General features: G+C 71.3%; 12 protein-coding genes and 1 pseudogene. 2 read left to right on the top strand and 11 right to left on the bottom strand.

Annotated elements, in window-relative coordinates; translation table 11 throughout:
- Positions 1-26 precede the first annotated feature (26 nt).
- From K206_RS0105735 to edd, 7 genes are all read right to left on the bottom strand, one after another.
- Entirely contained in the window at positions 27-1679 is a 1653-nt protein-coding gene (locus K206_RS0105735) for a CTP synthase (RefSeq protein WP_020201457.1), read from the bottom strand.
- A gap of 182 nt (positions 1680-1861) precedes the next feature.
- Positions 1862-2683 (bottom strand): peptidase, encoded by an 822-nt coding sequence (locus K206_RS0105730; RefSeq protein ID WP_196812841.1) that lies wholly within the window; start codon positions 2681-2683, stop codon positions 1862-1864.
- A gap of 156 nt (positions 2684-2839) precedes the next feature.
- Positions 2840-3664 carry a transglutaminase family protein gene (locus K206_RS0105725; protein ID WP_020201455.1) on the bottom strand — a complete coding sequence of 275 codons (825 nt, stop codon included), beginning with the start codon at positions 3662-3664 and terminating at the stop codon, positions 2840-2842.
- Positions 3665-3697: 33 nt separating this feature from the next.
- Positions 3698-4651, bottom strand: coding sequence for an alpha-E domain-containing protein (locus K206_RS0105720; protein WP_020423689.1), 954 nt, complete (start codon positions 4649-4651; stop codon positions 3698-3700).
- Positions 4652-4745: 94 nt separating this feature from the next.
- Positions 4746-6218, bottom strand: a complete 1473-nt coding sequence (locus tag K206_RS0105715) for a circularly permuted type 2 ATP-grasp protein (protein WP_020201453.1) — start codon at positions 6216-6218, stop codon at positions 4746-4748.
- A gap of 277 nt (positions 6219-6495) precedes the next feature.
- Positions 6496-6996 carry a gluconokinase gene (locus tag K206_RS0105710; RefSeq protein ID WP_020201452.1) on the bottom strand — a complete coding sequence of 167 codons (501 nt, stop codon included), beginning with the start codon at positions 6994-6996 and terminating at the stop codon, positions 6496-6498.
- A gap of 195 nt (positions 6997-7191) precedes the next feature.
- Positions 7192-9078 carry a phosphogluconate dehydratase gene (gene edd / locus K206_RS0105705; RefSeq protein ID WP_020201451.1) on the bottom strand — a complete coding sequence of 629 codons (1887 nt, stop codon included), beginning with the start codon at positions 9076-9078 and terminating at the stop codon, positions 7192-7194.
- 293 nt (positions 9079-9371) lie between these two features.
- Between edd and K206_RS0105700 the strand changes: the two genes are divergently transcribed.
- On the top strand, positions 9372-10373 hold the full coding sequence (locus K206_RS0105700) for a MurR/RpiR family transcriptional regulator (protein ID WP_020201450.1): 1002 nt from the start codon (positions 9372-9374) through the stop codon (positions 10371-10373).
- A 22-nt stretch (positions 10374-10395) separates the two neighbouring features.
- Here K206_RS0105700 and K206_RS41410 read toward each other — a convergent pair.
- The 4 genes and pseudogenes from K206_RS41410 to K206_RS0105680 form a co-directional block, all read right to left on the bottom strand.
- Positions 10396-12816 (bottom strand): annotated as a pseudogene (locus K206_RS41410) (DNA internalization-related competence protein ComEC/Rec2); the annotation flags it as partial.
- Positions 12817-12878: 62 nt separating this feature from the next.
- A complete protein-coding gene (locus tag K206_RS0105690; RefSeq protein ID WP_020201448.1) occupies positions 12879-13787 on the bottom strand; it encodes a TatD family hydrolase in 909 nt (302 codons plus the stop codon).
- A 22-nt stretch (positions 13788-13809) separates the two neighbouring features.
- Positions 13810-14556, bottom strand: coding sequence for a lipoprotein-releasing ABC transporter ATP-binding protein LolD (lolD, locus tag K206_RS0105685; protein WP_029043274.1), 747 nt, complete (start codon positions 14554-14556; stop codon positions 13810-13812).
- Positions 14549-15799, bottom strand: a complete 1251-nt coding sequence (locus K206_RS0105680) for a lipoprotein-releasing ABC transporter permease subunit (RefSeq protein ID WP_020201446.1) — start codon at positions 15797-15799, stop codon at positions 14549-14551. Before K206_RS0105680 ends, lolD begins: the two co-directional genes overlap by 8 nt.
- A gap of 128 nt (positions 15800-15927) precedes the next feature.
- Between K206_RS0105680 and K206_RS0105675 the strand changes: the two genes are divergently transcribed.
- A partial coding sequence (locus K206_RS0105675; RefSeq protein ID WP_020201445.1) for a hypothetical protein occupies positions 15928-16751 on the top strand: 824 nt, incomplete at its 3' end.

The raw sequence follows: 16751 nt of genomic DNA, 5'->3' as shown, positions 1-16751 counted from the left end.
TCTCCTGCTTGCGCGGTGCCGGGCCCTCAGGCCGCCTTGCTCTTCTGGCTGGCCAGCGCCGCTTCCACGTAGGCCTTGAACAGCGGATGGCCGTCACGCGGGGTGGAGGTGAATTCCGGGTGGAACTGCACGCCGACGAACCACGGATGCAGGCTGTCGGGCAGCTCCATCATCTCGGGCAGGTCCTCGGTCGGGGTGCGCGCCGAGATCACCATGCCCGCCTTTTCCAGCGTGGGCACGTAGTGGTTGTTGACCTCGTAGCGGTGGCGATGGCGCTCGTTGACCTCGGCGCCGTAGATCTGGCCGGCCTTGGTGTCGGCCCTGACCGGCACGCGCTGCGCGCCCAGGCGCATGGTGCCGCCCAGGTCGGAGTCGGCCGAGCGCTGCTCGACCTTGCCTTCGCGGTCCACCCACTCGGTGATGAGCGCCACCACCGGGTGCTCGGTCTCGAGGTTGAATTCGGTCGAGTTGGCGTCGGTCATGCCGGCCACGTGGCGGGCGAACTCGATCACGGCCAACTGCATGCCCAGGCAGATGCCGAGGTACGGCACCTTGTTCTCGCGGGCGTACTGGATCGCGCGGATCTTGCCTTCCGTGCCGCGCTTGCCGAAGCCGCCCGGCACCAGGATGGCGTCCAGCGGCGCGAGCACTTCCAGATGGCCCGACTCGAGCTCCTCGGAATCGATGTACTCGATGTTCACGCGGGTGGCGGTGTGCATGCCGGCGTGGCGCAGCGCCTCGATCAGCGACTTGTAGGACTCGGTCAGGTCGACGTACTTGCCGACCATGCCGATGGTGATCTCGTGCTGCGGGTTTTCCTGGGCATTGACCAGGCGCTGCCACATGGAGAGATCGGCCGGCTTCGGGTCGAGGCGCAGTTCCTCGCAGATCAGGCGGTCGAGGCCCTGCTCGTTGAGCATCTGCGGGATCTTGTAGATGCTGTCCACGTCCCACACCGAGATCACGGCTTCCTGCGGGATGTTGGCGAACAGCGAGATCTTGGCGCGCTCGTCGTCGGGGATCGGGCGGTCGGCGCGGCACAGCAGCGCGGTCGGCGAGATGCCGATCTCGCGCAGCTTCTGCACCGAGTGCTGGGTCGGCTTGGTCTTGAGCTCGCCGGCGCTGGCGATGAACGGCACCAGCGTCAGGTGCACGAAGGCGGCGTGGTTGCGGCCCATGCGCAGGCTCATCTGACGCGCCGCTTCCAGGAACGGCAGCGATTCGATGTCGCCCACGGTGCCGCCGATCTCCACCAGCGCCACGTCGGCCTTGCCGCCGTGCGAGGCGGCCGCGCCGCGCTCGATGAAGGCCTGGATCTCGTTGGTGATGTGCGGGATCACCTGCACGGTCTTGCCGAGGTATTCGCCGCGGCGCTCCTTGCGGATCACCGACTCGTAGATCTGGCCCGTGGTGAAGTTGTTCGACTTGCGCATCTTGGCCGAGACGAAACGCTCGTAGTGGCCGAGATCGAGGTCGGTTTCCGCGCCGTCTTCCGTGACGAACACCTCGCCATGCTGGAAGGGGCTCATCGTGCCGGGGTCGACGTTGATGTAGGGATCTAGCTTGAGGAGGGTGACTTTGAGGCCGCGCGACTCGAGAATGGCCGCGAGCGAAGCAGCAGCGATGCCCTTGCCGAGAGAAGAGACGACGCCACCGGTGACGAAGACGAATTTGGTCATAAACCGAGCTTGCCGGGGAAATCGGGATTATACATGAGCGGCTGCCTGCTGCACCGCCGCATTTGTGACAAGCGGACCTTCACCTGCCCCCTCCGCGCGCCCGCCCTTCGTGCCCGCGGCGCGCTGCGGCGCATGCGCCGCTTGCCCCTCACCTCACCCTGGCCGCGCCCTGGCCGGCGCCTTCAGCCGCGCCCGCCGCTGCGCTCGCGCTTGGCGCGCACCGGCTGGCCCCAGCGGTCGGCCTCGCCCTGGCGCGCCAGCGGGAATTCGGCCGGCGCCGCGGCATCCCATTCCGGGTCGTGGATCTCGCCGAAGACCTGGCGCAGGCGCTGGCCCCAGGTGTCGCGGATCATGCGGAAATAGGCGTTCTTCTCGTCGATGTTGACGAAGCGGCTCACGCGCAGCGAGTCGGCCTCGTAGACCAGCAGGTCCAGCGGCAGCCCCACCGAGATGTTCGACTTGAGCGTGGAGTCCATCGAGATCAGCGCGCACTTGGCGGCCTCGCCCAGCGGCAGCGACGGCTCCACCACGCGGTCGATGATCGGCTTGCCGTACTTGGCCTCGCCGATCTGGAAGTAGCAGTTCTCGGGCGTGGCCTCGACGAAGTTGCCGGCCGCGTACACATTGAACAGGCGCACCCGCTCGCCGCGGATCTGGCCGCCGAAGATCAGGCTCACGTTGAACTCGATGCCGGCCTCGCGCAGCGCGTGGGCATCGTGCTTGTGCACCTGGCGCACCGCGTCGCCGACGATGGTGGCGGCCTCGAACATGTCGCGCGCGGTCCACAGCGAGCGCTTCTCGTCGCGCCCTTCGGCCAGCACCTGCCGCACCGACTGGCTGATGGCCAGGTTGCCGGCGGTGAGCAGCACCATGACGCGGTCGCCGGGTTCCTCGAACACGGTCATCTTGCGCGCGCTGGAGATCGCGTCGACGCCGGCGTTGGTGCGGGAGTCGGAGAGGAACACCAGGCCGGCGTCGAGCCGCATGGCAACACAATACGTCATGATCTTGTCTTGTTATGGTGCATGTCCGGCGCCGGCGCGCCGCCGGCATCAGGGGCGCACCGAGGCCACATCAACGAATGCAGCATTCTAGCGCCGCGGCCCCGCGCGCGGAACCGGCGCGCGCGCCCACCAGTGGTGCGCCACGCACCACCGCATTCACCGCTGCGGTGCAATGGCGATCTCCACCGCCATCTGCTCGCCGCTGCCGCCGTGGCGCACGCCGCGCACCGGCGCGGCCATGCGGTAGTCGCGCCCCACCGCCAGGCGCACGTGGCGCGCGTCGCTCAGGCAGCGGTGCGTCACGTCGACGCTGCACCACAGTTCCTTGTCCGCATCCACGCAGATGTCGGCCCAGGCATGGCCGGCCAGCGCCGCCGCGGCCGGGTCGTAGAAATAGCCGCTGACGTAGCGCGCCGGCACGCCCAGCGCGCGGCAGCACGCCACCATCACCTGGGCCTGGTCCTGGCACACGCCGCTGCCGAGCGCGAACGCCTCGCCGGCCGAGGTGCCCACGTCGGTGCTGTCCGGCGCGTAGCGCACGCGCCGCGCGATGCCGTCGGCCAGCGCCAGCAGCGCGGGCACCTCATGCCCGGCCGCGAGGTAAGGCGCGGCAAAGCGGACCATCTCCGGCGGCGCCGCGGTCAGCGGCGTGCCGCCCAGGTAGTACAGCGGCGACACGCGCGCCTCGCCGGCCGGCGGCGCATCGCAGAACAGCGGCGCGCCGCCGGCCGCGGGCGGCGTCACTTCCACCACGCCGCTGGCCTCGATCACCAGCGTATGCGCCGGGCCGGCCACGGTAAAGCTGTGCACGATGTTGCCGAAGCCGTCGCGCGCCTCCGACAGGCTGCCCGGCGCCGACACCTGCCACTGCCGCACGGTCTGCAGCGGGCCCGAGCGCGGCGCCAGGCGCAGCTCGTGCACGCTGCGGCGCGGCGGCTCGGCGTAGCGGTAGACGGTCTTGTGGCGGATCTTGTATTTCACGATGTGGCGAGGCCGGCGCGACCACCACGGAGTTCAGGCAGCCAGCAGCGGCACGAGGAAATCCCGGCTGATGCCATTGCCGAGGTCGCCGATGCGCTCCAGGAAACTGGTCAGGTAGGCGTGCAGGCCGACGGCGAAGATGTCGTCGATGCGCGCGTATTTCAAGTCGGCATGGAGTTTACCAGCCTGCCGCTCGGTCTCCGACGAATGCTGGTTGCCCACCAGCGCCAGGATCGACACCACCTCGTCCATGCTCGACACCAGCGAGCGCGGCATGTCCGGGCGCAGCACCAGCAGCTCGGCCACGCGCTCGGGCGTGATCACCGTGCGGTAGATCTTGCGGTAGACCTCGAAGCCCGACACCGAGCGCAGCACCGCCGCCCAGTGATAGAAGTCGTTGGCGTCGCGATTGGGGTCGCTGTCGTCCACGGTGCTGGCCTGGAACTTCACGTCGAGAATGCGCGCGGTGTTGTCGGCGCGCTCGAGGAAGGTGCCCAGCCGCATGAAGTGGAAGGCGTCGTCCTTGAGCATGGTGCCGAACTGCACGCCGCGCGCCAGGTGCGAGCGGAACTTGACCCACTCGAAGAACTGCGCCGGGTCCTCGCGCAGCACGCCGTCGGCGATCATGCGCTGCACTTCCAGCCAGGTGGTGTTGATGGTCTCCCACACCTCGGTGGTGAGCGAGCCGCGCACCGCGCGCGCGTTCTCGCGCGCCGCGCGCAGGCAGCTCATAATCGACGACGCGTTGGTCATGTCGCGCACCATGAAGTCGATCACGTCGTCGCGCGTGAGCAGGCCGTACTTGTGGTCGAACACGGTGGTCAGCTCGGAAATGTCGAGCATCGCCCACCAGCCCTGCTCCGCCACCTCCGCCGATTGCGGCAGCAGCGAAGTCTGGTAATTCACGTCGAGCATGCGCGCGGTGTTCTCCGCGCGTTCGGTATAGCGCGCCATCCAGAACAGATGGTCGGCGGTGCGGCTTAGCATGGTCGGTCCCCTCGTACTGCGCGGTTCGTCCGCGCCGGCCGCGCTGGCAGCGGCGGCGGCGCGGGTCATCTCAAGCATTCGTTGCGCGCGGCGCTCAGCGCTCCAGCACCCAGGTGTCCTTGGTGCCGCCACCCTGCGACGAATTGACCACCAGCGAGCCCTCGCGCAGCGCCACGCGCGTGAGCCCGCCGGGCACCATGCGCACGTCCTTGCCGGACAGCACGAACGGCCGCAGGTCGATGTGGCGCGGCGCGATGCCGGACTCCACGTAGGTCGGGCAGGTCGACAGCGCCAGCGTGGGCTGGGCGATGTACTGCTCGGGGCGCGAGCGCACCACCTCGCGGAAGGTGTCGATCTCCGCGCGCGTGGCGGCCGGGCCCACCAGCATGCCGTAGCCGCCGGCGCCGTGGGTTTCCTTGACCACCAGCTGGTCCATGTGGTCGAGCACGTATTGCAGGTCGTCGGGGCGCCGGCACATGTAGGTCGGCACGTTGTTGAGGATGGCTTCCTCGCCCAGGTAGAAGCGGATCATGTCCGGCACGTACGGGTAGATCGACTTGTCGTCGGCCACGCCGGTGCCGATGGCGTTGCAGATGGTCACGTTGCCGGCGCGGTAGACCGACAGCAGCCCGGCCGCGCCGAGCGTGGAGTCGGGGCGGAACACCAGCGGGTCGAGGAAGTCGTCGTCGACGCGGCGGTAGATCACGTCGATGCGCTGCGGCCCCTGCGTGGTGCGCATGTAGAGATGCTCGTCCTGCACGAACAGGTCGCTGCCCTCGACCAGCTCCACGCCCATCTGCTGGGCCAGGAACGCATGCTCGAAATAGGCGGAGTTGTACATGCCGGGCGTGAGCACCACCACGGTCGGGTCGGCGATGCTCTGCGGCGACACGCTGCGCAGCATGTCGAGCAGCAGGTCGGGATAGTGGGCCACCGGCGCCACGCGGTTGCGCGCGAACAGGTCCGGGAACAGCCGCATCATCATCTTGCGGTTTTCCAGCATGTAGGACACGCCGGAGGGCACGCGCAGGTTGTCTTCCAGCACGTAGAACTCGCCCTCGCCCGCGCGCACCACGTCGATGCCGGCCACGTGGGCGTAGATGTCGCGCGGCACGTCGATGCCGAGCATCTCGGGCCGGTACTGGGCGTTGTTGTAGATCTGGTCGGGCGGGATCACGCCCGCGCGGATGATGTCCTGGCCGTGGTAGATGTCGTGGATGAAGCGGTTCAGCGCCGACACGCGCTGGCGCAGGCCGCGCTCCAGCGTGGCCCACTCGCTGGCCGGGAAGATCCGCGGAATCACGTCGAACGGGATGGTCCGCTCGGTGCCGCTGTTGGACTCGTCCTTGTCGCCGTAGACGGCGAAGGTGATGCCCACGCGCCGGAAGATCAGGTCCGCTTCCGCGCGCTTGTTGCCCATCGTCCCTTCGGACTGCCGCGCCAGCCACTCTGCAAACTGCTTGTAGTGCGCGCGCACCGCGCCTGCCGGCAGGGCCTGCCCCGCGTGGATTGCTGCCGCCACGCCATCTTGCCAATCGAGCATCTCGTCGAAAAACCGCGCCGCCATGATGGCCGTTCCCCCATGATTTGGGCGCCGCTCAGCCTGCCGGCGATCCCGTTTTGATTGGCTTGTTCTTCCCGGCACAGCATTTCGAGGCCACCACCCGGGGCCCGGCGGTCAAGGCCGCGGGCCATGCGTCGAAGTGCTGTCCTAACTGGGATGATACCCATGACCGCGAAAGCCGCAAGCGGCAGGCGTTCGCGCCATCGCAAGGGAATGTAGCAAGATGTCTGCCAGCCCGCGCGTGCGCGGCGCAAAAGCGCCCGCGGAGGCCGGCGAGGGCTCAGCGTGCCGCGGCGGTGGCGGGGACTTCGGCCAGGATGCGCTGCACCAGCGCCTCGGGCGGCTGCCGGATGTCGAGCACCAGCGCGTCGCGCGGTTCCTCCAGCGTGTCGAACTGGCTCTGCAGCAGGGCCGGGTTGAAGAAATGGTCGCTGCGCCCGGACAGGCGCCCGCCGATCACGGCGGCGTCGCCCTTCATGTAGACGAAGGTCACGCCGCCGTCGGGCGGGGTCAGGCGGTCGCGGTAGGCCTGGCGCAGCGCGGAGCAGGTAAACACATGGGTGCGGCCCTCGGCGCGGGCCGTGTCGATGGCCGCGCGCAGCGCGCCCAGCCAGGGCCAGCGGTCTTCGTCGGTCAGCGGGATGCCGTTGTGCATCTTCTCCTTGTTGGCCGCGCTGTGGAATTCGTCGGCGTCATGGAAGCCGCAATGCAGGGTCTTGGCCAGCAACTGGCCGACCGTGGTCTTGCCGCTGCCGGAAACGCCCATCAGGATGTAGATCATGTCTGCTCCAGCGATCGTGTTCGGATGGTTGTCCCATCCTTGTCGGTAGTCCCCGCGCCGCGCCGGGCGGTTCCTGGCGAACCGCGCGGCCATGCAGCCATGCCAGGACCTGGCATGCACCGGCTCGGGGCTGCCTTGCCCGCCAGGCGGCGGGCAAGGCCACAAAAAAGAGGAAAGCGGCCTTGGGGGCGCGGACTATTGTGCGACGGCCGCGGCGGTTTGGACAGCGCCGGGCGCGTCGGCCTCGGACAGGTCGAGCGCGCTGCCGCCCTCCTCCGCGGTGCGCGCGTGGCGGCGGAACAGGCCGAACAGGCCGCGGCCGACGCTGAAGCGGGCGAAGTCGTCGTCGGGCGACGGCGCCAGCGCGCGCGCCGCGAGGCCGGACGCGCCATCCGCGCCGCCGAGCCATTCCAACGTGCCGGCCACGGCGTCCACGCGGATGCGGTCGCCGTCGCGCACGCGCGCCAGCGGGCCGCCCGCAAGTGCTTCCGGGCCCACATGAATCACGGCCGGCACCTTGCCGGACGCGCCCGACATGCGGCCGTCCGTCACCAGCGCCACCTTGTGGCCGGCGTCCTGCAGCGAGCCGAGCACCGGCGTGAGGCGGTGCAGCTCCGGCATGCCGTTGGCGTTGGGGCCCTGGAAGCGCACCACCGCGACCACGTCGCCGGTCAGCTCGCCCGCCTCGAAGGCGGCCTGCAGGCCTTCCTGCGAATCGAACACGCGCGCCGGCGCCTCCACCACGCGGTGCTCCGGCGCCACCGCCGAGACCTTGATCATGCCGCGGCCGAGATTGCCGCGCAGCAGGCGCAGCCCGCCCTCGGGCGAGAACGGCGCGGCCGCGCTGGCCAGCACCGCGGCGTCGCCGCTGGCGGCGGGGCCGTCGCGCCAGCGCAGCGCGCCGCCGGTCATGACCGGCTCCTGCGTGTAGCGCGCCAGTCCGCGCCCGGCCACGGTCTCCACGTCTTCGTGCAGCAGCCCGGCTTCGAGCAGCTGGCCGATCACGTAGGCCACGCCGCCGGCGGCGTGGAAATGGTTGACGTCGGCCGAGCCGTTCGGATAGACCCGCGCCAGCAGCGGCGTGATGCGCGACAGGCGGTCGAAATCGTCCCAGTCGATCACGATCCCGGCCGCGCGCGCCATCGCCACCAGGTGGATGGTGTGGTTGGTCGAGCCGCCGGTGGCCAGCAGGCCGACGATGGCGTTGACCACGGCGCGCTCGTCGACGATGCGCGCCAGCGGCAGGTAGTCCGGGCCGCGCGCGGAGAGCGCCAGCGCGCGCTGCGCGGCGGCCGCGGTGAGCGCGTCGCGCAGGCCGCTGTCGGGATGGACGAAGGCCGCGCCCGGCATGTGCAGGCCCATGATCTCCATCAGGAACTGGTTGCTGTTGGCGGTGCCGTAGAAGGTGCAGGTGCCGGCGCCGTGATAGGCCTCGCATTCCGCTTCCAGCAGCGCCTCGCGGCCGACCTGCCCGGTCGCGTAGAGCTGGCGCACGCGCGCCTTTTCCTTGTTCGACAGGCCCGTGGCCATCGGCCCGGCCGGCACGAACACCACTGGCAGGTGGCCGAACTGGAGCGCGCCCATCAGCAGTCCCGGCACGATCTTGTCGCACACGCCGAGCATCACCGCGGCGTCGAAGGTGTTGTGCGACAGCGATACGGCCGTGGCCATCGCGATCGCGTCGCGCGAGAACAGCGACAGCTCCATGCCCGGGTTGCCCTGCGTGATGCCGTCGCACATCGCCGGCACGCCGCCCGCCACCTGCGCCACCGCGCCCACCGCGCGCGCGGCCTCGCGGATCACGCCGGGATAGCGCTCGTAGGGCTGGTGGGCCGACAGCATGTCGTTGTAGGCCGTGACGATGCCCAGGTTGGCGGCATGCTCGACGCGCAGCTTGAGCTTGTCATGCGCGGGCAGCGCCGCGAGGCCGTGCGCCAGGTTGGCGCAGGACAGCCCGCGCAGCGGCCCCAGCTCCCGCTGGGCGCGCTCGCAGCGCGCCAGGTAAGCGGCGCGGCTGCGCTGGCTGCGCGCGGCCACGCGCGCGGTGACGGCCTGCACTTCGGAATGGAGGGCTTGCGACATTCGTGGGAGTTCCTGATGGTGTGTCCGGTGGTTCCGTGAACGTTTTTTTGTGTAGATTTTCTACATTATATCGAAAGACTTTCGCCGCGCACCCCGCCAGCACATCACAAAGCGGCGAAAGCACGGCATATTCCGGCTCCATAGGTGAAATCCCTAGCCATCCCCTAGCGCGGTGCCGGACGAATCTCAGCGCGAATTCTGTAGAATATCTACATTCCCAATCGAACCCCAAGCCCGCGCGATCCCGGCAGCCATGTCCGGCGCGCGCGGGCACGAGAGACCCGCCTGCCGACATGCGCGAACGAATCCTTGCCGTCTACGACACGCTCCGCCCCTCCGAACGCCGCCTGGCCGACTACGTGGCGCGCCACGGCGCCAGCGTGATCCGCCTGTCCATGCCCGAACTGGCCGAGCGCGCCGGCGTGTCGCAGCCGACCATCGCGCGCTTCTGCGCCGCGCTCGGCTACGACGGCTTCCGCGAGTTCAAGCTGCAGTTCGCGCAGAACGTGGGCGGCGGCACGCCCTTCGTGCACCAGGACGTCAAGGCCGAGGACCGTCCCGCCGACATCGCCGGCAAGGTGTTCGACCGCACCATCGCCACGCTGATGACGGTGCGCAACGCGCTCTCGGCGGACCAGATCGAGCACGGCATCAAGCTGCTCGCCGCCGCGCACCGCATCGAGTTCTACGGCTGCGGCAACTCGGGCATCGTCGCGCTGGACATCCAGCACAAGTTTTTCCGCCTGGGCATTCCCACCACCGCGTATTCGGACTCGCACGTGTTCAGCATGTCGGCCGCGCTGCTGGGCCCCGGCGACGTGGCGGTGCTGGTGTCCAACAGCGGCCGCACCTGGGACATGCTGGCCGCCGCCACGCTGGCGCGCGCCAGCGGCGCCAGCGTGCTGGCGCTGACGCACAGCGGCTCGCCGCTGGCCAAGCTGGCCGACGTCTGCGTGTTCTCCGACGTGGAGGAAGACAACGAGGTCTACACGCCGATGACCTCGCGCATCTGCCACCTGGTGCTGGGCGACGTGCTCGCCGCCGGCGTGGCGCTCGAGCGCGCCGACATCGTCTCCGCCGGCCTGCAGCGCGCCAAGGCGCACCTGCGCGAGCGCCGCATCGCGCAGGCCGAGCCGGCCCGGGTCAAGGGGGTCCAGGCCGGGGTTCAGGCCGGCCCCCAGGCGGGGGCTCGGGCGCAGGATCGCCAGGATCGGGCGCAGCCGGCGCCGCGCGCCAGTAGCGCCGCTCGTGCTGCCGGTAAGCCCGCAGCACGTAGGCCGCGCCGCGCGTCGTGAGCTGGACCGCGCCGGTTTCGTCGCTGCGGTAGCGCGCGATCCCGCGCGAGGCATAGCGTGCCCACACGTCGGCGCGCGGATGCCGGTAGCGGTTGCGGTAGCCGAGCTGGAACAGCGCCAGCTCCGGCGACACCACCGCCAGGAACGACGCGCCCGACGAGGTGCCGCTACCGTGATGCGGCGCCTGCAGGAAGTCCGCGCGCAGGTCCTGCGCCGGCAGGCGCGCCAGCAAGGCGGCCTCGTCGCGCCGGCCAATGTCGCCGGTCAGCAGCAGGCTGCGCGCGCTGCCCGCCACCTTGAGCACGCACGAGCGCGCATTGCTGTCGAGCGCGGTATTGCCCGCCGCCGCCGGCAGCGGATGCAGCATCGAGAATGCCACGCCGTCCCATTGCCACCGCTGCCCCGCCGCGCATGGCCGCGCTGGCGGCGGCGCCACGCCGTCGGGCGGCGCCAGCAGCGGATGCCCGGCCGGCGCGGCGGTCAGCAGGTCGCGCACCGGCAGCGCCGCCATCACGTCGCGCGCGCCGCCGGCATGGTCGGCGTCTTCATGGCTGATGACCAGGCGGTCGAGCGCGTGCACGCCGGCGCCGCGCAGGTACGGCACGATCACGCGCGCGCCGGCGCTGTTGCCGGGCTGCGCCGCGCCGGCACCCCAGCCGTAGGCCGGCCCGGCGTCGTACAGCAGCACGCGCGAGCGCGTCTCCACCAGCACCGCCGTGCCCTGCCCGATGTCGAGCGCCGTGGCGCGGAACTCGCCATGCGCGACCGGCTGCCGCCCCGCCACCACCATCGGCAGCAGCAGCGCCACGCCGTGCAGGCGCGCGCGCAGCCCGCAGCGCAGCGGGGCCAGCAACAGCAGCGCGCCGAACGTGGCCAGCGCGCCGGCCAGCGGCCCCGCGCGCGCCGCCTGCCAGACCGCCCACGGCGGTGCCGCCAGCGCCTCCAGCGCGGCCGCCAGCCACGCCAGCAGCAGATGGGCCGGCGCCAGCAGCCAGCCCGCCAGCGGCGCGGGCATGGCCGCGGCCAGCAGCGCCAGCGGCGTGACCACCAGGCTGACCAGCGGGATCGCCACCGCGTTGGCCAGCGGCGAGATCACCGAGACCTGCCCGAACAGCAGCAGCGTCAGCGGCACCAGCCCGATCGTCACCACCCACTGCGTGCGCGCGGCCTGCGCCAGCGCGTGGCGCAGCCGCGGCCAGCGCGCGGCGCCCGGCCCGCGCGCCGGCCGGGCGGCAGCCAGGAAAATCACGCCCACCGCGCCGAACGACAGCCAGAAGCCGGGCGCCAGCACCGCCCACGGATCGAGCGCGACCGCCGCGAACGCGGCCCACGCCAGCACCAGCGAGGCCGGCGGCGCGCGCCCGCTCCACAGCGCCAGCGCCGCCACCGCCAGCATCGACACGGTGCGCTGCGCCGGCACCTGCATGCCCGCCAGCAGGCCGTAGGCGAACGCCGCCAGCACCGCCGCCACCAGCGCCGCGCGCCGCGCCGGCCACCACAGTGGCAGGGGCCGGCGCAGCCAATGCCCCAGGCCTAGCGAATGCCGCCACAGCCAGTGGACCAGCGCGCCGCACAGGCCCGAGATCATGGTGATGTGCAGGCCCGAGATGCTGATCAGATGGCCGATGCCGGTGCGCGTGAACAAGGTCCAGTCGCGCGGCTGGATGCCGCGCTGGTCGCCCACCACCAGCGCCGCCAGCACCGGGCCAAAGCGCGCGCCGGCGGGCAGGCTGGCGAGCACGTGTTCGCGCACGCGCGCGCGCCAGCGCGCGATGCGCCATTCCAGCCGCTCGCCCACGGCCTCGCGTGGCGGTGCGCGCTCGGCGCGCACGTAGCCGGTGGCGCCGAGCCCGGCCGCCAGCAGCCAGAATTCGTAGTCGAAGCCGTGCGGGTTGGCCAGCCCGCGCGGCCGCGTCAGGCGCAGCGCGAAGACGCGCCGCTGGCCCGGCAGCAGGCCGTCCGGCGCGTCCTCCCAGCCGAGCACGACGCGCGGCGGCAGGCGCGGCGCGGAGCGCGCGCCGCCGGCCGGCGCATCGGGTGCGGCGTCGGGTGCGGTATCGGAGGCGAGATAGGACACGGTATCGCGTGAAATCCCGGGCACGGCATCGGGCGCAAACTCGAAGCGCTGCCCGCGCGCAGCCGGCGCGGGCAGTCCCGCGACCACGCCGCTCACGACGAGGTCGATGCCTTCGAGCGCCGGCGCCAGCCGCTCGCCGAGCCGCGCGTCCGCGCGCCACGCCGACCAGCCGAAGCCGGCCAGCGCGGAGAACGCACACAGGGCCGCGCGCGCCCGGGCCGGATGCCGGGCGCGCAGCAGGACCGCGAGCAGCGCCGCCAGCAGGCCCGCCGCCGCCAGCGCCCAGCCGGCCGCGCGGCCCGGCAGCGCGCCTTGCTGCTGCAGCCACCAGCTTCCCGCCACGAAGGCGATCAGGACCAGACGCATGCGGATTCCCGGACGAATTCACCAGGGTCCGTTTATACGGCCGGCGCGCGGCGGAAAACTTGTCAGGAAGAAACGGAAGGGTTGCCGTTTGTGTCGGCGGGCTTGTCGGTGGACGTGCCGGCGAACGAGTCGGCGGACAAAGCGCCGGCCGGGAACATGGTGGCCTCGAATGCCGCCAGGCGCGGCAGCGCGGCCACCGAGTTGCGCCACATCGCCTGCGCCAGCGCGGGCGCGCCGATGCCGCGCAGCTCGCCCAGCGCCCGCGCCACGCCGGCCGTTTCGGCGGGCGTGTTGCGCGCCTTGTGCTGCTCGCCGAACTGGTCGTCGGACAGCCAGGCGGGCGCGATGTCGGGCGCGTCGGTCTCCAGCACGATGGCCTCGAGCGGCAGTTCCTGCGCAAGGCGCCGGATCTGCTTCGCGCGGCTGAAGGTCATGTTGCCGCCGAAGCCCAGCTTCAGGCCCTGGTCGACGAAGCCGCGCGCCTGCTGCGGGCTGCCGTTGAACGCATGGGCGATGCCCTGGCGCACGCCCGCGCGGCGCAGCTGCGCCGCCACCTGGTCCTGCGACTTGCGCACGTGCAGCAGCACCGGCAGGTCGAACTCGCGCGCGAGCTTGAGCTGCTCGCCGTAGATCCAGGCCTGGTGCTGCGCGTCGAGCCCGGGCACGAAGAAATCGAGGCCGATCTCGCCGATGCCGACGAAGCGCGGATCGTCCAGCGAGGCCGCCACCTCGCGCCGCAGCGCATCGAGATCGGCCTGCCCGGCGCCGGGCGTGTAGAGCGGATGGATGCCGAGCGCGTAGACGCAGCCCGCGTGGCGCCGCGCCAGCGCGCGCACCGCGGCGAAATTCGACACCGCCACCGCCGGCAGCACGATGCCGCTCACGCCGGCCGCGGCCGCGGCAGCCGCGACGGCATCGCGGTCGGCGTCGAACTCGGCGGCGTCGAGATGGCAGTGGGTGTCGATCCACATGGGCGGTGGCGTCCTGCGCGCTTCAGCGCTCGCGGTGCAGGTGCCCGTCGCGCAGGCGCAGCACGCTGTCGCAGCGGCTGGCGAGGTCGAGGTCGTGGGTCACGATCACGAAGCTGGTGCCGAGCGTGCGCGACAGTTCCAGCATCAGGTCGTAGACGCCGCCCGCGGTGTGGTCGTCGAGGTTGCCGGTCGGCTCGTCGGCCAGCACGCAGGCCGGGCTGCCCACCAGCGCGCGCGCGATCGCCACGCGCTGGCGCTCGCCGCCGGACAATTCGCCGGGGCGGTGCTGGGCGCGCTCGCCCAGGCCCACGCGCTCGAGCACGGCCTGCGCCGCGGCGCGCGCCTCGCCCTGCTTCAGGCCGCGGATGCGCATCGGCATGGCCACGTTGTCGAGCGCGGTGAACTCGGGCAGCAGGTGGTGGAACTGGTAGATGAAGCCCAGGTCGCGGTTGCGCGCGATATTGCGCTCGCTCTCGCGCAGCGCGGTGAACGGCTTGCCCTTGAGCGCGACGCGGCCGCTGTCCGGGTTGTCCAGCCCGCCCAGCACATGGAGCAGCGTGCTCTTGCCCGAGCCCGACGCGCCGACGATGGCCACCTTCTCGCCGGCGTCGACGCGCACGTCCACGCCCTTGAGCACGGTCACGTCGAGGCCGCCCTGGCGGAAGCGCTTGGTCAGGCCCTCGGCCATCAGCACCGGGGTGCCGGCGGGCGCGGCCGGCACGGACGCGGCGGTGCCTTCGGGGGCGCTGCGCAGCATGGCTTCACTCATAGCGCAGCGCCTCCGCCGGGTTGACGCGGGCGGCGCGCCAGCTTGGGTAGAGCGTGGCCAGCGTGGCCAGCACGAAGGAGAGGATGCCGATGGTGGCGATGTCGTTCACGCGGGGGTCCGAAGGCAGTTCGCTGATGAAATAGATGTCGCGCGGCAGGAACTGCACGTGCAGCAGCCGCTCGATGAAGGGCACGATCACGTCGATGTTGCAGGCGATCAGCGCGCCGCCGGCCACCCCGGCCAGCGTGCCGATGAAACCGATCGCCACGCCCTGCACGATGAAGATCTTGGTGATGGAGCTCGGCTGCGCGCCCATCGTGCGCAGGATGGCGATGTCGGCCTGCTTGTCGGTCACGGTCATGACCAGCGTGGACACCAGGTTGAAGGCCGCCACCGCGATGATCAGCGTGAGGATGATGAACATCATGCGCTTCTCGGTCTGCACCGCGGCGAACCAGTTGCGGTTCTGCTTGGACCAGTCGCGCAGGTAGAGCTCGCCCGAGAGCGTGCCGGCCAGTTCGTCGGCCACCTGCGGCGCGCGCTGCATGTCGCTCAGCTTGAGGCGCACGCCGGTCGGGCCGGCCAGCCGGAACAGGGTCTCGGCGTCCTGCAGGTTGATCAGCGCCAGCGCGTTGTCGAACTCGAAATGGCCGGACGAGAAGATGCCCGTCACGGTGAACTGCTTGAGCCGCGGCAGCACGCCGGCCGGCGTGATGGTGCCCTGTGGCACCACCAGCGTGACCTTGTCGCCGACCTGCACGCCGATCGCGTTGGCCAGTTCGTTGCCGAGCGCGATGTCGAAGCTGCCGGGCGCCAGGCTGTCCATGCTGCCGGCGCGGAACTGCTTGCCGATGTCGGAGACCTTGGGCTCCTGGCCGGGCTCGACGCCGCGCAGCAGCACGCCGCGCACGGCTTCCTCGCGGGTCAGCATGGCCTGGGCCGCCACATAGGGCGCCGCGCCGATCACTTCCTTGTTGCGCTCGGCCTCGGCGGCGGTCTTCTGCCAGTCGGGCAGCGCGCCCGGACCGACCACCTCGATGTGCGAGAGCACCGACAGCATGCGGTCGCGCACCTCTTTCTGGAAGCCGTTCATGACCGACAGCACCACGATCAGCGCCGCCACGCCCAGCGCGATGCCGAGCATGGAGATCATCGAGATGAAGGAAATGAAGGTGTTGCGGCTGGCGCGCTTGCTGGCGCGGGTGTAGCGCCAGCCGATCTGCCATTCGTACGGAAAGTTCAAGAGGATCCCTGTCGTTGAGGAGAAACGCCGGCGCCACGTCGCCGGCACCGCCGGCGGTGCTGCCGCCGACGCCTGTCCGGGCGATATTTCCGCCGCCCGCCAGCCGGAAGTTTACAATCTCGGCCATCATGATGACGCACCTGACCCTGATTGTGCCCTTTTCCGTGCCGCCGGGCGCCGCGACCGACGCGGACGGCGGCGGCAACGACGCCATGCTGGAGGCGCTGCTGCGCCAGTTGGAGTTGCCGGCGCTCGGAAAGTTGCTGACCCGCGCCAGCCCCGGCCCGCGCGAGCGGCACGACGATCCCTTCCTGCGCTCGCTGCCGCACGAGCGCTGGCTGGCCGGGCGCGCCGGGCTGGACACCACCCGCGTGCCCAGCGCCCCCTTCATGCGGCTGGCCGACCGCGCCGCCGCGGGCCTGCCGGACGACGGCGGCGACGGTAACGGCGGCGGCCAGGCCTGGGCCTGCCTGCAGCCGGTGCACATCCACGCCGCGCGCGACCACCTGGTGCTGATGAATCCGGCCCACCTGGGCCTGCGCGCCGACGAGGCGGCGGCGCTGCACGCGGCGGTGGCCGGCCTGCTGGAGGAATCGGGCATCGTGCTGGAAACGCCGCAGCCGGCGCGCTGGTACCTGCCCGAGGCCGCGTTCGGCCCGCTGGTCGCCACCAGCCCGCTGCGCGCCAGCGGGCGCAATATCGACATGTGGATGCAGGCCGGCGAGCGCGCGCGCGACTGGCGCCGCGTCCAGAACGAGATCCAGATGACCTGGCACGACCACCGCGTCAACCAGGCCCGCGAGGCCGCCGGCAAGCCGGCCGTCAATTCGGTCTGGCTGCACGGCGGCGGCACGCTGCAGGCGGTGCCGCGCCTGGCCGGCGCCGTGCTCGGCGACGACGCCTTCCTGCGCGGGCTGGCGCTGGCGGGCGGCGCGGCCTGCCAGCCGCTGCC

The sequence above is a fragment of the Cupriavidus sp. WS genome, from assembly GCF_000395345.1.
In the GTDB taxonomy this organism is placed as follows: domain Bacteria; phylum Pseudomonadota; class Gammaproteobacteria; order Burkholderiales; family Burkholderiaceae; genus Cupriavidus; species Cupriavidus basilensis_B.
The sequence above is the reverse complement of the archived record's forward strand: the minus strand, read 5'-3'. Positions and strand labels throughout refer to the sequence as shown.